The organism is Thermus thalpophilus, from assembly GCF_022760915.1.
Taxonomy (GTDB): domain Bacteria; phylum Deinococcota; class Deinococci; order Deinococcales; family Thermaceae; genus Thermus; species Thermus thalpophilus.
Genome location: NZ_JAKTNS010000012.1, coordinates 48,141 through 64,194 on the forward strand (window position 1 = coordinate 48,141; position 16,054 = coordinate 64,194).

A 16,054-nucleotide genomic window follows, 5' to 3' on the forward strand; every position below is an offset into this window, starting at 1 on the left:
ATGGTCCGCGAGCCCTTCAACGCCCTAAGCCACGCCTTGGGCGTGCCGTTTGCCCTTTTGGGTAGCCTCCTTCTCCTCTTCCTGGCCCCCAAGGAGGCCTGGGGCGGCATCCTCCTCTTCGGCCTCACCATGGCCCTGATGTTCGGCGCAAGCGCCCTCTACCACGCCCTAAAGGTGGAGGAAAGGGCGCTAACCTGGCTCAGACGGCTGGACCACGCCGCCATCTTCCTCTTCATCGCCGGGAGCTACACCCCCTTTTTGCTTGCGGGCTTGCGGGAAGGCCCCAAAACCTTCGCCCTGGGCCTCGTCTGGGGGCTCGCCCTCTTGGGCGTGGCCTTCCGCCTCTTCTTCCTCAAGGCCCCCCGCTGGCTTTACACCCTGGCCTACCTGGGCCTGGGGTGGCTTTCCGTCCTTTTCTTACCCCGCCTTGACCTTCCCCTTTCCACCTTCGCCCTCATGGCCCTGTCGGGGGCCCTCTACACCCTGGGGGCCTTGGTCTACGGGCTCAAGCGCCCCAACCCCTGGCCGCACCGGGTGGGCTTCCACGGGCTTTGGCACCTCCTGGTGCTTTTGGGAAGCCTCTTCATGTACCTGGCGGTCCTCAGCCTCTACACCTAGCTTTCTCATGAGAAAGTGTGTATCCTGGGGGGTATGGAACCCCCTCTGATCCTCATCGTGGAGGACGAGAAGGATATCGCCCGCTTCATAGAACTGGAGCTCCAAGCGGAGGGCTACCGCACCGAGGTGGCCCACGACGGCATCACCGGCCTTTCCCGCTTCCGCGAGGTGAACCCCAACCTGGTGATCCTGGACCTGATGCTCCCCGTGATGGACGGGATAGAGGTGGCCAAGCGCATCCGCAAGACCTCCAACGTGCCCATCCTCATCCTCACCGCCAAGGACCGGGTGGAGGACAAGGTGGAGGGCCTGGACGCCGGGGCGGACGACTACCTGGTGAAGCCCTTCTCCATAGAGGAGCTCCTGGCCCGGGTGCGGGCCCACCTGCGCCGGGTAAGCCCGGCCATCACCGGGGAGATTCGGGTGGCGGACCTCATCATCAACGTGGAGGGGCGGGAGGTCTTCCGCGCCGGGCGGCGCATTGAGCTTTCCAACAAGGAGTTTGAGCTACTGGAACTCCTGGCCAAGAACCCGGGCAAGGTCTTCAGCCGCTACGAGATAGAGGAAAAGGTCTGGCCTGGTTACCAGGGCGGGAGCAACGTGGTGGACGTCTACATCGGCTACCTGCGCAAGAAGCTGGAGGCGGGTGGGGAGCGCCGCCTCATCCACACGGTGCGGGGCGTGGGGTACGTCCTAAGGGAGGACTAGCCCCCCTCCATGACCCTGCGCACCCGCATCACCCTTTTGACCGCCGGCCTCCTCTTCGTCACCCTCTTGGTGTTGGGGTTCGCCCTGGAGGGGGTTTTGCGGAGCTTCCTCTACCGCAACCTCCGGGCCGAGCTTTTGGAGGCCAGCAACCAGGTGGTGCGCCTTTTGAACCTCGGGGGGCAGACCCTTTTGGAAGCGGGCCTCCCTGCCGGCCTTTACGCCGAGCTCCAGCTCCTGCCCGAGGAAGACCCCGCCTTCTTGGCCCGGGAGGGGGGGATCAGCCTGCAAAAAAGCCCGGCCCTGGGAAGTGGGCGCCTCCTCCTCAAGGAGGCGGACTACCGCACCCTCCTGGCCGAGGGCGAGGTCTGGGCCCGGGTGGAGCTTCCCCGGGAAGGGAAGCCCCTGGCCCTTCTGGTCTACGCCAGGCGGGTGGAGGTGAACGTGGCCGGCACGGTGTGGAAGGGCCTCCTCCTGGTGGGCCGGCCCACGGAGGGAATAGAGGCCACCCTCACCCAGTTCGCCCGCATCTACGCCGGCACCGCCTTGGCCGTCCTCCTCCTGGCGGTGCTCTTGGCCCGGGCTTTGGTGGCCCGGGCCCTTTCCCCCTTGGAGTGGCTGGCCCAGCGGGCCGAGGCCATGCCCGAGCGCCCCGAGCCCCTGCCCGAGCCCGAAGGGGAGGACGAGGTGGCGGCTTTGGTCCGGGCCCTTAACGGGATGCTTTCCCGCATGCAGAAGGCCTTTGAGGCCCAGACCCGCTTTCTCCAAGACGCCTCCCACGAGCTCAGGACCCCCATCACCGCCATCCTGGGCCACGTGGGCTACCTCCTCCGCCGCACCCCCCTGAGTGACGTTCAGCGGGAAAGCCTGGAAACGGTGAGGCGGGAGGCCGAGCGCATGGGCAAGCTGGTCTCGGACCTACTAGAGCTTTCCCAAAGCGGGAGCTGGCGCATAGAGCCCATCCCCGTGCGGGTTTTGGACCTCCTGGAGGAGGTGCGGGAGGAGTTCAAGCGGAGCTTTGAGGGGGAAATCCTGGTGGAGGCTCCCCCGGAGGTGTACGTGCGGGGGGACCCGGATAGGCTCCACCAGGTCCTGGCCAACCTGGTGGCCAACAGCCTCAAGGCCGGGGCCCGGCACGTGTGGCTCAGGGCCTTTGATCTGGGGAAGAAGGTGGTGGTGCGGGTGGAGGACGACGGGGAAGGCATCCCCGAGGAGCACCTCCCCCACCTCTTTGAGCGCTTTTACCGGGTGGACAAGGCCCGGGACCGGGAGCGGGGGGGCTCGGGGCTAGGGCTGGCCATCGTGAAGGCCATCCTCGAGGCCCACGGGGGGGAGGTCTGGGTGGAAAGCGAGGTGGGAAAGGGCACCGCCTTCAGCTTTTCCCTCCCCGCAAGCGCGCCACCGCCTCCTCCACGCTGATCTCCCCCTTGCGCAAGGCCTCCAGGACCTGGAGGCGCGGCTCCTCCGTGCCCTCCGGCTCCGCCTCGTAGCCCAAAGCCCGCAGGAGGGCGTCCAGCCGGGCCCGCACCGTGGGGTAGGAAACCCCGAGGAGGCGCTCCACCTCCTTGAGGTTCCCCCGGACCCTCACGAAAAGCCGCAGGAAGTCCAGGTGCTCCTTGGGCAAGAGGGCGAACTCGTTTAGGGCGAAGCGGCCCGAAACCTCGGTACCGCAGGCGGGGCAGAAAAGGACCTTCACCGCCAAGGGGTTTTCGCAAGCCGGGCAACGCACGGGAAGCGGTCGCATCACCATAGTCCCACCTTTAGCTTGACCCCTTCCGCCTCCACCTCCAAGAAGACCAAGGGCGGAAGCGCCCGAAAGGCGAAGACCGCCCCAAGGGGGAGAAAAGGGCGGGGGCGTTGGCCGCGGAGGGCCCGCGTCTTTTCCAGCCAAAGGACCGCAAGGAGAAGCCCCTCCAGGAGGAAAAGGGGGCAGACAAGCCCCACGGGCACCCTCCCCACCCACACCCCCAGGTAGAGGAAACGGGGGCACAAGGGGATCAGGCGGCCCTTCAAACCACCTCCACCAGGATGCGCACGGGCTTGCCCTCGTCCTCCGCCTCCACCTCCACCAGCTTCCCCTCCGGCACCCCCTGGCCCACCGCCGCCAGGAGCTCCTTCAGGTTCACCCCTTGGCGTCCCAGGGTGAGCTGGGCCTCCTCGGGCAGGAACTTCTCCAGAAGCTCCGCCAAGGCCAAGGGAAGGTTGACGTGCACCTTCACCGGCTTGCCCTGGTCGTGCCCGTCCACCCGCACCCGCAAAAGCCGGGCTGGGGAGGAGGCCTTGGGCCGCTCCCCCAGGGCTTCCAGAAGGGCCAAGGCCTCCTCCACCCCGATCTCCCCCGCCCTCACCATCTCCAAAACCCTCCGCTTCTCCTCCATCACGCCTCCTTGGTTCAAAGCGCCAGGTCGCCCAACCGCACCCACGCCTCCAATCGCGCCACGGCCTCGAGGCCGATGGCACCTTCCCTAAGCAAGACGCGCCGCTTAGCCTCCACGGGCCACCCCCCACCGCACCTCGGGCGCCAGGACCTCGGCCAGGCGCCAAAGGGCCCCCGGCGCAGGGGAAGGAGAAGCCTTTCCCGCTCCGCTTCCCCAAGGCGCTCCCGGCCCCAGTGCCCAAGCCCCATGCGCACCTCCTGGCTAAAAGGTTAAACCAGACGTTTACAGATTGTCAAGTCTTGCTTGCGATATTTAAAAGGGGAGCCTCGAGGGGTGGCGGGACCCCAGGAAGGGCGCCCCCAAAAAGGCGAAGAGGAAAAGAGCGTAGGCCAGAAGGAGAAGCGCGGCCCGGGCCCGGCCCCCAAGCCGCTCCTCCAGGAGGAAGTAAAGGGTGAAAAGGAGCCAGCCCAAAAAGGCGGAAACCTCCTTGGGGTCCAGGCTCAAAGGACTTCCGAAGTAGCTGAAGGCCCAGGCCATGCCGCTTCCCAGGCCCAAGGTGGCCGCCCAGTAGCCCACCCTCAGGTACCCCCGCTCAAGCCGCCTAAGGCTCCAAAGGGGCGGGGCCCCCAAGGCTCGCTCCGGGTGCGCCCGCAGGCGCAGGTCCTGAAGCGCACACAGGACCCCCGCCCCTACCCCCACCGCCAAGGCCAGATAGGCCACCAAAAAAGCCCCAGCGTGAAAGAGGGTGAGGGGAAGGGGAAGCTCCCCCTTGGGGTGGGGCAGGGCCTTGAGGGCGAAGAGGCCCAGGACCAAGGAGAGGGCCAGGAGGTAGCGGCGCAAAGGGGTGAGCCTAGGGCGGAGGGCGAGGGACTCGCCCCGCAGGGCCAAAAGGCCCCCAAGGATCAAGGCGGGCTGGGCCGGACCCGAGAAGAGCCCCTTGGCGAAGGCGTCGGCCAGGGCGGCCCCCAGGTAGAGCCAGGCCCCAAGCCCAATCCCCCGGGGCCAGAACCACCCCAAGGCCAGAAAGGCCACCCCCAGAAAGGCCAGGGCGCTCGCCAAGGTCATGGCCGGGCCTGGGCCTTGAGGGCCAGGATCAAGGGGTGGGCCCGGCGGCCCGCCTCCTTGTGCCAGGTGAGGGGGTCGGCCTGGGGCAGTTCCGCGGACACTTCCCTAAGAAGCCTCTCCTCCAAGGCCCGGATGGCCTCCCGCACCCGGTGGCCGGCGTACCACTCCAGATAGTCGCCCAAGGCCTTTTCCACGAGGGCCTCCACCTTGGGCACCTCCCCTAGGCGGGCTTGGCGGTTTTTCTCCACCACCTTTTCCAGGTCGTCCAGGTTGTAGAGGTAGGCGTGGGGAAGGCGCCCCACCCGGGGGTCAATGTTCCGGGGCAGGGCGATGTCTATGAGGAAAAGGGGCTTGGCCCGCCGAGGCAGGTCCTGGGGGCGCACCAGGTAGTGGGGGGCGGCGGCGGAGGCCACCACCAAGTCCACCCCCGCCAGGACCTGGGGCAGGGCTTCCAGGGTAAAAGCCTCCCCACCCAGGCGCTCCGCCAAGGCCTTGGCCCTTTCCGCCGTGCGGTTCACCACCAAGACCCGCCCCACCCCGTGGGCGCGGAGGTGGGTGAGGAAGAGCTCCGCCATCTCCCCCGCCCCCAGGACCGCCACGGAAAGCCCCATGAGGTCGCCAAAAACGGCCAGGGCCAGGTCCAAGGCGGCGTAGGCCACGCTCACCGCCCCAGCCCCGATGGCGGTTTCGCTCCGGGCCCGCTTGCCCACGGCGATGGCGGACTGGAAGGCCTTTTCCAGAAGGCTTTCCGTGGCCCCGTGCCGCCGCGCCAGGAAAAGGGCCTCCCGCACCTGGCCCAGGATCTGCGCCTCCCCCACCACCAAGGAGTCCAACCCCGCGGCCACGCGGAAGAGGTGGCGGAGGGCCTCCGTCCCCTCCTTGAGGTAGAGGTGCTGGGGCCCCACGCCCCTTTCCAAAAGGAGCCCCTTGGCCTCCTGGAAAGGACCCACCCCGTAGATCTCCGTGCGGTTGCAGGTGGAAAGGACCACCGCCTTGCCCAGGCGCCGGAGGGCGGCGGGAAGGGCCACGGCGGGGTCCAAAGCGGCCTTTTCCCGCACCGCCAAGGGAGCGGTCTTATGGGAAAGGCCCACCAGGTAAAGGGGCAGGGCCATAACCTCCCGCTAGTATACCCAAGCCGGGTAGGGACACCTGTCCCCTACAAAGCGCGAAGGATCGCCTGGAAAAGCCCCTCTAGCCCCGGCTCTTCCGCGGCGAAGACGGGAAAGCCCAAGGCCGCCGCCGCCTCCGCCGTGGCGGGGCCGATGCAGGCCGCCTTGGGCCGCCGATTCGTCCAGCGGGCGTAGGCCCGCACCCCGCTCGGGCTGAAAAAGGCCACCACCTCCGCCCTCTCCAAAAGGCGGCGCTCTACCTGGGAAAGCTCCCTTTCCCGGGTGGCGTAGACCGCAAGGCGCACCACCTCCACCCCCTTAGCCCCTAGCCCCGCCTCCAGGTCCCGCCCCGCCAGGTCCCCCGCCACGAAGAGGACCCTTTTCGCCGGGGGAAAGCTCCCGGCTAAGTCCTTGGCCGTGGCCCTTTCCGGAACGTGGGCGGGGGGTAGCCCCCCCTGCGCCAAGGCCTCCCCTGTCCCCTCCCCCACCGCCGCCACCCGCAAGGGGGGACGCCCCGCCTCCTCCCAGGCCCAAAGGAGCCTTTTCGCCCCCTCCTTGGAGGTAACGGCCACGTAGTCCCAGGGTTCCCAAAGCCTCGCGGGAAGCTCCCCTAGCCCCGGGAGGTCCACCTGCTCCAGAAGGGCCACCTCCGCCGCCTCCACCCCCAAGGCGGCAAGCCGCTCTAAAAGAGCCTTATCCTTCCCCCTCGTGAGGAGCACCACGGCCCTTCAGCACCTTCTGGAAGAGCTTCATGGCCGCCAGGGCCCGGGGAAAGCCCAGGAAGAGGGCGGACTGGAGGATGGTCTCCCGCACCTCCCGTTCCGTGGCCCCCACCCTCAAGGCCCCTTCCAGGTGGGTGGCGAGCTCCTTCGGGCTTCCCAGGGCGATGAGGGCGGTGATGGCGAGGAGTTCCCGCGTCTTCAGGTCCAGCCCGGGGCGGGCCAGGACCTCTTCATAGGCGAAGTCGCGGATGTAGCGGAAGAGGTCCTCGTCCACCGCCTCGAGGCTCTCCTCAATGGCCCTTTGCTTCTCCCCCCAGATGGCCGCCCGCACGCTCATGGCAGGAAGTCTAGCACCCTTTCCAGGTGGTGGAGGGCCTCGGGGTTTTGCCCCAGGGGGTCAAAGAGGAGGGGCCTTACCCCCGCCCCCTGGGCCCCCAGAAGGTCCGCCTCCGAATCCCCCACGTGCACCGCCTCCTCCGGCGCCACGCCCAAGGCCTCCAGGGCCTCTTGGAAAAGCCTGGGGTCGGGCTTGGCCACCCCGGAAAGGGCGCTTACCGCCAGGTGGTGGAAGTGGGGCCTTAGGCCCACCACCTCCAGGATCTCCGGCAAGGTGGCGTCCCAGTTGGACACCACGGCCAGGGCGTAGCCCCGCTCCTTCAAGGTGGAGAGCACCTCCTGGGCCCCCGGGACAAGGGGCCAGAAACGGGGGTTCTTCCAGTTCTCCACCAACTCCTGGGAGAGGGCCTCCGCTTCCGCCTCGAGGCCCATGCCCACAAAAAGCCTCCGGTGGAACTCCCGCCAAAGGGCGAGGGCCGCGGCGAGGTCCTTGGCCTGGAGGTGGTTTTCCTCGTAGAAGCGAAAGGCCTCCAGGGCCGCCGCCTTGGGGTCTTTGCGAGGCCTCAGGCCCCGCTCCTCCAGAAAGGGCAGGAGCCAAAAGCGGGGGCTTGCCAGGATCAGGGTGTTGCCCACGTCAAAGAGCACGGCCCGGGTCATGGCTCAAGTCTAAACCGCTTCCCTCTAACCCGGGTCTAACCCTAGCCCACTACGCTTTTCATAGCAAAGGAGGTGAACGGGATGCGATGGCTCGCTTGGAGCTTGGCCCTTCTTATACCGGCTTTGGCCCAGACCTTTGAGGTGGCCTCGGGGGAGGCCCGCTACCGGGTGAAGGAAGAGCTTTTGCAGGTGGGCATCACTGACGCCGTGGGCACCACCAAGGCGGTGCAGGGGCGGGTGACCCTCCAGGGAGGGCGGGTGAGCGGGGAGTTCGTGGTGGACCTGAGGGAGCTGAGGAGTGACCAAGCCCGCCGGGACAACTACCTGCGGCAGAACACCCTGCAGACGGACCGCTTCCCCACCGCCACCTTCCGCCCCAAGGAGGTGAAGGGCCTTCCCAACCCCCTGCCCCAAAGCGGCAAGGCCTCCATCCAGGTGGTGGGGGACCTCACCCTCCGGGACGTGACCCAGGAGGTGGCTTGGGAGGGGGAGGCGGAGTTCAGGGGCCAAGAGGTGAGGGTCTTTTTGAAGACGGAGTTCCCCTTTGAGAAGTTCCGCCTCACCCAGCCCCGGGTGCCCATCCTCCTTAGCGTGGAGAACCGGATCCGGCTAGAGGTGGAGCTCCTCCTCAGGAGGCGGTGATGCGAAGGCGTGCGGTCTTGTGCCTTTTCCTCCTCCCTTTGGTCCGGGCCCAAGGGACCTGCCGCCCCACCCCTGCCCTCACGGAGGGCCCCTATTACCTAAAGGAGGTTCCCCAAAGAGCGGACCTGCGGGAGGGGCTTCCCGGAATCCCTTTGCGCCTCACCCTAAAAGTGCAGGACGCCGCCTGCCGGCCCTTGGAGGGCGCCCGGGTGGACCTTTGGCACACGGACGCCCTGGGCCGCTACTCCGGGGTGAATGCCCCCGGGGTCTTCTGCCGGGGGTGGCAGGCCACGGACGAAAAGGGGGAGGTGGCCTTCCTCACCCTCTTCCCCGGATGGTACCCAAGCCGCACCCCCCACCTGCACCTCCGGGTGGAGGCCAAGGGGAGGGCCTTCACCACCCAACTCTTCTTCCCCGAGGAAGTCCAACGCCAGGTCTACACCCGTCCCCCCTACGCCCAAAGGGGCATGCCCCAGGTGGGGAACCGTCAAGACGGCATCTTCCGCGCCGACCTCCTCCTCGCCCTAAGACCCGAGGGAGAGGGCTTCGCCGCCGGCTTCACCCTCACCCTTCCCTTTTAGCCTGGACAAATTGCCCCCTATCCCCGGGGCATAATGGGGGTATGGAAACCCTAGCCTGGATGCAGGCCAAGCTCCCTGAGTTCCTGAAGGACCTCGAGGCCTTCGTGCGCCGGGAGTCCCCCTCGGGGGACCTGGAGGGCCTGAGGTCCGCGGCCGCCTTTTTGGAAGAGGCCTTCGGGCCCCTTGAAGGGCGGCTTTCCCGCAAGGATACCCCGGCGGGGCCGGTCCTCCTCCTCCGGCGGGAAGGGGAGGGGGACCCCGTCTTGGTGCTCTGCCACTACGACACCGTCCACCCCAGGGGAAGCTTCCCCGAGCCCTTCCGCCTGGAGCGGGACCGGGCGGTGGGCCCCGGGGTCTACGACATGAAGGGGGGGATTATCGCCCTCCTCTACGCCCTGCGCCACGCCGAGGCCACGGGGCGGAGGCTTCCCGCTTTGGAGATCCTCTTCACCCCCGACGAGGAGACGGGCTCCAAGGAAAGCCACCCCCTCATTGAGGCGGCGGCCAAGAAGGCCAGGGCCGCCCTGGTCCTGGAGCCCCCCACCGCCACGGGGGACCTGAAGGTGGCCCGCAAGGGGGTGGGGCTATACCGGGTCAGGGCCCTGGGCAAGGCCGCCCACCAGGGGGTGGAGCCGGAAAAGGGGGTGAACGCCATCTTGGAGCTCGCCCACCAGATCCTTCAGGTGGCCGCCCTGGAGGACCGGGAAAAGGGGACCATCCTGGGCCCCAACGTGGTGCGGGGGGGCACGGTGAGCAACGTGGTGGCGGAGGAGGCCTGGGTGGAGGTGGACTTGAGGGCCTGGACCCTCGAGGAGGTGCGCCGGGTGGAAGAGGGCCTTAGGCGCCTCACCCCCGCCCTTCCCGGGGCCCGGCTAGAGGTCACGGGGGGCCTCAACCGCCCCCCCATGGAGCCCACGGAGGAAAGCCTCGCCCTCTTCGCCAAGGCCAAGGCCATCGGGGAGGCCCTGGGGCTCCGCCTGGAGCCGGGCCGGGTGGGCGGGGGGTCCGACGGCAACTTCACTGCCGCCCTCGGGGTGCCCACCCTGGACGGCCTGGGGCTTTTCGGCGGGGACGCCCACCAAAAGACGGAGTACGTGGTGGTCTCGGAAATCCCCCGGCGGGCGGCCCTTTTGGCCGAGCTCCTCTACGCCCTATGAGCCCCTCCGCCCAGAAGGTGCAGGAAGCGCTTAAGGCCAAGGGCTTCGGCCACCTAAAGGTGGTGGAGCTCACGGCCTCCACCCGCACCGCCCAGGAAGCGGCGGAGGCGGTGGGGGCTGAGGTGGGGCAGATTGTGAAGAGCTTAGTCTTCGTGGGGGAGAAGGGGGCATACCTCTTTCTCCTAAGCGGCAAGAACCGCCTGGACCTAAACAAAGCGGGCGCCCTGGTGGGCGAGCCCCTGCGCCGGGCCCGTCCCGAGGAGGTGCGGACCCTCACCGGCTTCGCCATCGGCGGGGTGCCCCCCCTGGGCCACGCCCGGGCCCTGCCCGCCTTCTTGGACCAAGACCTCCTGGCCTACGAGACCCTTTGGGCGGCGGCGGGCACGCCTAAGGCCCTTTTCGCCGTCAGGCCCGAGGAGCTCCTCGCCCTCACGGGGGCGAGGGTGGCCAACCTCAAGGAGGAATGATGTGGCCCTTCCGCCAAGACCCCCACGTGAAGCCGGAGGGCCCCCTGGCCTTCCGGGTGCGGGTGCGCACGAAAAGCGGGGAGGTGGTGGAGCTAAGGCTTTCCAAGAGTATGGAGATTAGCCCCACGGAAGGCGGCTACTACGTGCGCAAGGAGATCGTGGCCCCAAGGAGCATGGACCGGGCGGTTTTGGAGATCTGGTTTGACCGCCGCTACCGCCCCGTGCGGAAGCATGTGGAAGGTGGCGAACTCGTGCCCATCCGGGAGTGGAAGGGGTAAAATAGTGCCATGGAAAAAATCCTGCTTCTCCTGGGACTTATCCTCATGGTCTACAACGTCCTTTATGGCCTAAGGCTCAAGCGGGCCATTCCCGGCGGGGTGATGGGGGAGCGGGGCGGGCAGATGCTCTTCCTCATCGCCTTCTTCGCCCTGGCCTACCTCGCCATCCTCTTCCTCACTTGGGACGAGCCCGCAAGCCTCCTCCTCCTTCTCCTCTCCTTGGTCCTCTTCCTGGGCGCCGTCTTCGTCTACCTGGTCCTCCGCCTGGTGGACGCCATCGTGGCCTCCTTGTAGCCATGGTCTTCCGCCGCAATCCCAACCCTCCCGGGGCCGACTGGAAGCCCACCCCGGAGGAGTGGCGGGTGTACACCCTCTGCGACGGGCGGCGCACGGAGGAGGAGGTGGTGCGGGATAGCGGCTTAGGAGAGAACGCCTACGCCATCCTGGCGAGCCTCCTCAAGCGGGGGCTCATCCTGCCCGTGGAAGGGCCGAAGGAGCTTTGCCAAAAGCTCCTAGACCTCCTCAAGGCCCGCCTGGGACCAAGGGCGGAGCCCTTCGCCGCTCGGCTTAAGGCCTGCGAGAGCCGGGAGGCCCTAGAGGAGGAGGCCCTGCGGGTGGCCCTCAAGGTGAAGCTCACCCTGGACCGCAAGGCGGGAGAAGAGCTGGAAAAGGCCATCCGGGCCCTTTTCCGCTAACGGGGCGGCACCCAAGGCTCCCCGCGGAAGAAACCGTAGACGAGCCGGCCCACCACCCCACCCAGGAGGAGGAGACCCAGGAGGTTGGGGATGGCCATGAGGCCGTTTAGGGTGTCGGAAATGGCCAAAAAGGCCTCGAGGCCCCCCAAAGGCCCCACGAAGGCCAAAACGGCGAAGGTGAGGCGGTAGGGCCAGCGCACCCCCTCCCCGAAGAGGAAGGCCGCCGCCTCCTCCCCGTAAAACCCCCAGGACACCATGGTTCCCAGGGCGAAGACGGCCACGGTGAGGGCCAGGATCACCCCCCCCAAGGGGTGGGCCTGGAAGAGGGCCTGGGCCGCCTCCGCCGCGCTTCCCCCCTGGCGCCAAAGGCCGGAGGCGATGAAGGTGAGGGCGGTGAGGGAGGTCACCAGGAAGCTCACGAACATCTCCGTGACCCCCCAGAAACCCTGGCGCACGGGGTGGTCCACCTGGGCCTGGGCGTGGGCGATGGCCGCTGAACCCAGCCCGGCCTCGTTGGCGAAGATGCCCCGGCCAAGCCCGGCGTTGAGGGCGGCAAAGAGGCTGTACCCCGCCGCCCCGCCCAAGGCGGCCTCCGGGGTGAAGGCAGCCCGGAAGACCAGGGCCAAGGCCTCGGGGAGGTTACCCCCGTAAAGGACTAGGAGGGGCAGCACCGCCACCAAAAAGAGGAGAAGCTTGAGGGGCACCACCACCTGGGCGAAACGGGCCACCCGAACGATCCCCCCACCCAGCACCACCCCCACCAAAAGGGCGAGGCCAAGCCCCACCAGGGCTGGGGGCGCCCCTAGGGGCGCCAAGGCTCCCCCCACCGCCCCCGCTTGGGAAAGGTTGCCGATGCCAAAAGCGGCCACGGCGGCGAAAAAGGCGAAAAGGTAGCCCAAGAAGCGAAGGCGGGGTAGCCCCCGGGAAAGGTAGTACATGGGGCCTCCGGACACGGAGCCATCGGCGTAGCGGCGGCGGTAGTGCACCGCCAGGGTGGCCTCGGCGAACTTGCTTCCTGTGCCGAAGAAGTAGCCCACCCACATCCAGAAGACCGCCCCCGGCCCCCCCAGCAAAACCGCCGCCAGCATCCCGAGAAGGTGCCCGGTCCCCACCGTGGCGGAGAGGGCCACCATGGTGGCCTGGAATGGGGTAATCTGGCCGCCGAAGCCGTAGGCCCGCTCCCGGAGAGCCCCAAAGGTCTCGCTGAAGGAGACCCGCATCATCCGGAAGGGGGCGCTAAACCAACGTATTTGGAAAATAACCAGATAAGCTCCCACGAGAAGGAAGACCAACTTCATGGGGAAGCCGTAGACGATGCGGTTTAGATACTCGTTTAGGGTCAGGATATCCATAGGCTACACCTCCGGCACCGCTTCCACCTTATCCCCACGCCTGAGGCGCAGGCGTTTCAGGTCCTCCTCCAAAAGCCCAAGCCGCCCGGGGATGTTGGGTCTGGGCCGCACCTCCATGGTGGTCCCAGGAGGGGTGACCCGCAAGCGGAACCCGTGGCGGATGGCCCGGGCCCACGCAGCGTAAAGGGCCTCGTCCACGTAGGCAATCCCGTGCCCCGGTCCGTAGATGGGCAGGACCAGAAGGTGCTCGGGGGGAACCTCCACCACGGGCACCGCCTCCAAAACCCCCATCTGCAACAGGGTGTGGAGGATGCGGGCAAGGCGCAACACCCCAGGGGCCACCAGGACCTCGGCGATGCGCTTCCCCTCCACCTGGGCCAGGACCCTCAAGGCCTCCGGGGTGAGCTCCGCCGCTCCCTCCTTGCTCGGCAGGCGAAGAACGTAGCCCCAGTCCGCGGGGAGGCTTAGGGCCTGCCAGGCCGCCTGGGCCTCCGCAAGCCGCGCAGGCACGGCAAGCCCCCCAAGTAGGGTGGTGTGGGGGGGAAGGGTTTCCGGTTCAAAGCGGAAAGGGGCCCGCCGGAGCCCCGCCAGGAGGTCCAAGGCCTCTTCTCCCTCCAAAACCTTTTCCCCCGCCTGGACCCGGGCGTGGACCACCTGGCCGCCTTGTACGTAGACCTCCCCCTCGAGGTGGGGTGGCCTTACCAAAAGCCTCCCGGTACGCCCGGCGCTCATCAGGGCGCCCACCAGGGAGGGAAAGGGGAACTCCGCGAGGTTGCCCTCCAGCATTCCCCCCCGTTTTACCACGCCGCTTACAAGAACGTCCAGGCGGGGTATTCTGAGGCATGCACCTCCTCCTCCTGCACGGCTTTACCTCCCACCCCGTCCTCACCCTGGGGCCCTTGCCCGAGGTGCTCCGGGAAGCGGGCTTCGCCGTGGCCCAGCCCACCCTCCCCGGCCACGGCACCCGCCCCGAGGACCTGCTTAAGGTGCGGTGGCAGGATTGGCTCAAGAAGGCGGAGGAGGCCTATCTGGCCCTCCCGGAGCCCCGGGGGGTGGTGGGGCTTTCCATGGGGGCCCTCCTCGCCGCCCACCTGGCGGCGGTCCACCCCACCGTGGCCTTGGTGGCCCTGGCCCCCGCCTTCGCCCTGCAAAACCCCTTGGCCCCCCTGGCCCCCTACCTGGCCTGGCTTATCCCCCGCTTTCCCGGGCCCAACTCCATTGAGGACCCCCTTCTAAAGCGGCAAAACCCCAACTACCCCTACTTCCCCACCCGGGCGGTGGGGGAGCTCCTTGGCCTCATGCGCGGAACCCCCAAGGTCCTCCCCCAGGTCCGGGCCCCCGCTTTGGTGGTGGAGGCGGGGCGGGACCGCGTGGTCAAGGGAGAGGACCGCTATTACGCCCTTTTGGGGAGCCGGGAAAAGCGCCACCTGGTCTTCCCGGAAAGCGGGCACGACCTCCTACTGGACCGGAACCGGCAGGAGGTAGCGGAAGCGGTGCGGGATTGGCTTATTGCAACTAGTAATCGCTTGCATTAAGCTAGAGGGGGTATGGAAGGCTTCACCGTTTCCCCCTGGACCGTCTTCCTCTACGCCCTCTTCACCGCCGCCGCCACGGGCCTGGGCACCTTGCCCTTCCTCTTCACCCAAAACGTCCTCAAGCGCCACCTGGGCCTGGCCAACGCCGCCGCCGCCGGACTCATGGTGGCGGCGAGCTTCGGCCTCATCTACGAGGGAGTGAACTACAGCCTGGGCCGCACCCTTCTGGGGGTGGCCTTGGGCCTCCTTTTCATCCGGCTTTCCCACCGCTACCTGGAAAACCGGGAGGTGAGCTTCGGCGAGCTAAAGGGCCTGGACGCCCGCAAGGCCCTGATGATCGTGGGCATCATGACCCTTCACTCCTTCGCCGAGGGGGTGGGGGTGGGGGTGGCCTTTGGGGGCGGGGAGGCCCTGGGAGTTTTCATCACCTTGGCCATCGCCGTCCACAACATACCCGAGGGGCTCGCCATCAGCCTGGTCCTGGTGCCCCGGGGGGTGAACGTCCTGGGGGCCGCTTTCTGGAGCGTCTTCTCCAGCCTGCCCCAGCCCCTCATGGCCGTGCCCGCCTTCCTCCTGGTGGAAGCCTTCCGGCCCCTCCTCCCCGTGGGCCTGGGCTTCGCCGCCGGGGCCATGATCTGGATGGCGGTGGCCGAGCTCCTGCCCGACGCCCTCAAGGAGGCGGAGGCCGAGGGGGTGGCCACGGTCTTAACCGTGGCCGCGGCCCTCATGGTGGCCTTCCAGATCCTGCTAGGGGGCTAGCCAGACCCAAGGGAACTCTCCCTCCAGCACCAGGGCCGCCAAGGTGGGCCGCACCCGGTAGGCCCTGAGGACCACCCCCGCCTCCAGGGCTTCCTGGGCCGCACGGTAAAGGGGAGCATCGGCGGGGTCTAAGGCGAAGGCCTCCGCCAAGGGGTGTTGCACGAACCACAGGGCGTAAGCCCCCTTCCCCTCCCGGGCCAGGGCGGCGAGGAGCCGGAGGTGCCGCGCCCCCCGGGCGGTGGGGGCGTCGGGGAAAAGGGCGAGGCCTTCCGCCACTCGGTTGCAGTTCTTGGCCTCCAAATAGGTCTCCTTCCCCCCCAGCCGGGAGAAGAAGTCCAGCCTTTCCCCACCCACCGTCACTTCCCGCCGAAGGTCTTCGCAAGCGCCCAGCCGCCCGGAGCGGAGCAGGCGTTCCAAAAGCCTGCCGGCAAGGCTTGCGTCCACTCCCACCAAAACCCCTTCTGCGGCCACCAGGACCATCCGCCCCAGGGTCTTGGGGGTGGGCTTGGGATGGTAGTAGCAGGAAACCCCGGGGCGCAGAAGCTCCGCCATGCGGCCGGTGTTGGCAAGGTGCAAGGGCCCCACGTCCGCCTCCACCAGGAAGCGGTTTTTCCGCCTACAAAAGCGGCAGGGTTTTAGGGGCGGCAGGGGAAGGATCATAAAGGGCCGAGCCCGGCCTTCAGGCCGGGCCCCTTTGGCGGAGAGGGCGGGATTCGAACCCGCGGCACCGGTTTTCCCGGTGCAACACCTTAGCAGGGTGCCGCCTTAGACCACTCGGCCACCTCTCCACGCCTTTGGCGGAGGGTGAGGGATTCGAACCCCCGGTGGGCCCAAGGCCCACAGCGGTTTTCAAGACCGCCGCCTTCAACCGCTCGGCCAACCCTCCAAGGTCTGGCCGCAAGCCTTACTATGCGGCAAAGCCCTGCGCCTGTCAAGGCCGAAGGGGCTTGCCTAGTAAATTGCCTTGTACCCCGGAGGGGGCGGGAGAAGGGAGAGAA

The 16,054-nt window shown here is 67.8% G+C and carries 24 protein-coding genes and 2 tRNA genes; 12 read left to right on the forward strand and 14 right to left on the reverse strand.

All coding sequences use genetic code 11. From position 1 onward, the window contains the following. The 3 genes from trhA to L0D17_RS06025 are packed head-to-tail and all read left to right on the forward strand — an operon-like array spanning position 1 to position 2,742. The gene (trhA, locus tag L0D17_RS06015) at positions 1 to 618 is read left to right on the forward strand and encodes a PAQR family membrane homeostasis protein TrhA (RefSeq protein WP_039455485.1); all 618 of its coding nucleotides are present in this window, start codon (positions 1 to 3) and stop codon (positions 616 to 618) included. 33 nt (positions 619 to 651) lie between these two features. Further along, the gene (locus L0D17_RS06020; RefSeq protein WP_039455403.1) at positions 652 to 1,326 is read left to right on the forward strand and encodes a response regulator transcription factor; all 675 of its coding nucleotides are present in this window, start codon (positions 652 to 654) and stop codon (positions 1,324 to 1,326) included. A 9-nt stretch (positions 1,327 to 1,335) separates the two neighbouring features. Then, positions 1,336 to 2,742, forward strand: a complete 1,407-nt coding sequence (locus tag L0D17_RS06025) for a sensor histidine kinase (RefSeq protein WP_243094435.1) — start codon at positions 1,336 to 1,338, stop codon at positions 2,740 to 2,742. Here the strand turns inward: L0D17_RS06025 and L0D17_RS06030 are convergent. The 9 genes from L0D17_RS06030 to L0D17_RS06070 all read right to left on the reverse strand — a co-directional run bounded on the left by L0D17_RS06030 (position 2,696) and on the right by L0D17_RS06070 (position 7,590). Continuing rightward, on the reverse strand, positions 2,696 to 3,073 hold the full coding sequence (locus L0D17_RS06030) for a DUF2089 domain-containing protein (RefSeq protein WP_243094436.1): 378 nt from the start codon (positions 3,071 to 3,073) through the stop codon (positions 2,696 to 2,698). The two genes, L0D17_RS06025 and L0D17_RS06030, sit on opposite strands and share 47 nt — an antisense overlap. Then, entirely contained in the window at positions 3,067 to 3,336 is a 270-nt protein-coding gene (locus tag L0D17_RS06035) for a hypothetical protein (RefSeq protein WP_243094437.1), read from the reverse strand. Before L0D17_RS06035 ends, L0D17_RS06030 begins: the two co-directional genes overlap by 7 nt. Beyond that, complete coding sequence (locus tag L0D17_RS06040; protein ID WP_039455398.1) at positions 3,333 to 3,701, reverse strand: SHOCT-like domain-containing protein; 369 nt, start codon at positions 3,699 to 3,701, stop codon at positions 3,333 to 3,335. Before L0D17_RS06040 ends, L0D17_RS06035 begins: the two co-directional genes overlap by 4 nt. Positions 3,702 to 3,715: 14 nt before the next feature. Beyond that, positions 3,716 to 3,949 carry a hypothetical protein gene (locus L0D17_RS06045; protein ID WP_243094438.1) on the reverse strand — a complete coding sequence of 78 codons (234 nt, stop codon included), beginning with the start codon at positions 3,947 to 3,949 and terminating at the stop codon, positions 3,716 to 3,718. Positions 3,950 to 4,013: 64 nt separating this feature from the next. After that, on the reverse strand, positions 4,014 to 4,766 hold the full coding sequence (gene ccsA, locus L0D17_RS06050; RefSeq protein WP_243094439.1) for a cytochrome c biogenesis protein CcsA: 753 nt from the start codon (positions 4,764 to 4,766) through the stop codon (positions 4,014 to 4,016). Next, complete coding sequence (gene hemA, locus L0D17_RS06055) at positions 4,763 to 5,878, reverse strand: glutamyl-tRNA reductase (RefSeq protein ID WP_039455393.1); 1,116 nt, start codon at positions 5,876 to 5,878, stop codon at positions 4,763 to 4,765. The genes ccsA and hemA overlap by 4 nt, the downstream gene beginning before the upstream one ends. Positions 5,879 to 5,922: 44 nt before the next feature. Next, positions 5,923 to 6,597 carry a uroporphyrinogen-III synthase gene (locus tag L0D17_RS06060; RefSeq protein WP_243094440.1) on the reverse strand — a complete coding sequence of 225 codons (675 nt, stop codon included), beginning with the start codon at positions 6,595 to 6,597 and terminating at the stop codon, positions 5,923 to 5,925. After that, complete coding sequence (locus L0D17_RS06065) at positions 6,569 to 6,934, reverse strand: carboxymuconolactone decarboxylase family protein (protein WP_039455390.1); 366 nt, start codon at positions 6,932 to 6,934, stop codon at positions 6,569 to 6,571. Before L0D17_RS06065 ends, L0D17_RS06060 begins: the two co-directional genes overlap by 29 nt. Continuing rightward, positions 6,931 to 7,590 (reverse strand): HAD family hydrolase, encoded by a 660-nt coding sequence (locus L0D17_RS06070; protein ID WP_039455389.1) that lies wholly within the window; start codon positions 7,588 to 7,590, stop codon positions 6,931 to 6,933. Before L0D17_RS06070 ends, L0D17_RS06065 begins: the two co-directional genes overlap by 4 nt. Before the next feature lie 81 nt (positions 7,591 to 7,671). Here L0D17_RS06070 and L0D17_RS06075 point away from each other — a divergent pair, with 81 nt between their 5' ends. The 7 genes from L0D17_RS06075 to L0D17_RS06105 are packed head-to-tail and all read left to right on the forward strand — an operon-like array spanning position 7,672 to position 11,410. Next, positions 7,672 to 8,232, forward strand: coding sequence for a YceI family protein (locus L0D17_RS06075; protein WP_243094441.1), 561 nt, complete (start codon positions 7,672 to 7,674; stop codon positions 8,230 to 8,232). Beyond that, the gene (locus L0D17_RS06080; RefSeq protein WP_243094442.1) at positions 8,232 to 8,813 is read left to right on the forward strand and encodes an intradiol ring-cleavage dioxygenase; all 582 of its coding nucleotides are present in this window, start codon (positions 8,232 to 8,234) and stop codon (positions 8,811 to 8,813) included. Before L0D17_RS06075 ends, L0D17_RS06080 begins: the two co-directional genes overlap by 1 nt. A 41-nt stretch (positions 8,814 to 8,854) precedes the next feature. After that, on the forward strand, positions 8,855 to 9,970 hold the full coding sequence (locus tag L0D17_RS06085; RefSeq protein ID WP_243094443.1) for a M20 family metallopeptidase: 1,116 nt from the start codon (positions 8,855 to 8,857) through the stop codon (positions 9,968 to 9,970). Next, positions 9,967 to 10,437: a YbaK/EbsC family protein gene (locus tag L0D17_RS06090; RefSeq protein ID WP_243094444.1), complete on the forward strand. Its 471-nt coding sequence runs from the start codon at positions 9,967 to 9,969 to the stop codon at positions 10,435 to 10,437. Before L0D17_RS06085 ends, L0D17_RS06090 begins: the two co-directional genes overlap by 4 nt. Beyond that, complete coding sequence (locus L0D17_RS06095) at positions 10,437 to 10,715, forward strand: hypothetical protein (RefSeq protein ID WP_243094452.1); 279 nt, start codon at positions 10,437 to 10,439, stop codon at positions 10,713 to 10,715. The genes L0D17_RS06090 and L0D17_RS06095 overlap by 1 nt, the downstream gene beginning before the upstream one ends. A gap of 9 nt (positions 10,716 to 10,724) precedes the next feature. Beyond that, positions 10,725 to 11,009, forward strand: a complete 285-nt coding sequence (locus tag L0D17_RS06100) for a hypothetical protein (RefSeq protein WP_243094445.1) — start codon at positions 10,725 to 10,727, stop codon at positions 11,007 to 11,009. A gap of 2 nt (positions 11,010 to 11,011) precedes the next feature. Continuing rightward, a complete protein-coding gene (locus L0D17_RS06105; protein WP_243094446.1) occupies positions 11,012 to 11,410 on the forward strand; it encodes a hypothetical protein in 399 nt (132 codons plus the stop codon). Here L0D17_RS06105 and L0D17_RS06110 read toward each other — a convergent pair. Further along, entirely contained in the window at positions 11,407 to 12,762 is a 1,356-nt protein-coding gene (locus tag L0D17_RS06110; protein WP_039455379.1) for an alanine/glycine:cation symporter family protein, read from the reverse strand. The genes L0D17_RS06105 and L0D17_RS06110 overlap by 4 nt on opposite strands. Before the next feature lie 3 nt (positions 12,763 to 12,765). Then, entirely contained in the window at positions 12,766 to 13,548 is a 783-nt protein-coding gene (locus L0D17_RS06115; protein WP_039455377.1) for a DUF4388 domain-containing protein, read from the reverse strand. Positions 13,549 to 13,604: 56 nt separating this feature from the next. On the opposite strand from L0D17_RS06115, the gene L0D17_RS06120 reads away from it, so the two are divergent. Both L0D17_RS06120 and L0D17_RS06125 read left to right on the forward strand, forming a co-directional pair. Continuing rightward, positions 13,605 to 14,297: an alpha/beta hydrolase gene (locus tag L0D17_RS06120; RefSeq protein WP_243094447.1), complete on the forward strand. Its 693-nt coding sequence runs from the start codon at positions 13,605 to 13,607 to the stop codon at positions 14,295 to 14,297. A 12-nt stretch (positions 14,298 to 14,309) separates the two neighbouring features. Further along, complete coding sequence (locus L0D17_RS06125) at positions 14,310 to 15,056, forward strand: ZIP family metal transporter (RefSeq protein ID WP_039455373.1); 747 nt, start codon at positions 14,310 to 14,312, stop codon at positions 15,054 to 15,056. Here L0D17_RS06125 and L0D17_RS06130 read toward each other — a convergent pair. The 3 genes from L0D17_RS06130 to L0D17_RS06140 form a co-directional block, all read right to left on the reverse strand. Then, complete coding sequence (locus tag L0D17_RS06130) at positions 15,045 to 15,716, reverse strand: DNA/RNA nuclease SfsA (protein ID WP_243094448.1); 672 nt, start codon at positions 15,714 to 15,716, stop codon at positions 15,045 to 15,047. The two genes, L0D17_RS06125 and L0D17_RS06130, sit on opposite strands and share 12 nt — an antisense overlap. A 35-nt stretch (positions 15,717 to 15,751) precedes the next feature. After that, positions 15,752 to 15,844: transfer RNA gene (locus L0D17_RS06135), tRNA-Ser, on the reverse strand. A 7-nt stretch (positions 15,845 to 15,851) separates the two neighbouring features. Further along, positions 15,852 to 15,942, reverse strand: a tRNA-Ser gene (locus L0D17_RS06140). Between the last annotated feature and the right edge of the window lie 112 nt (positions 15,943 to 16,054).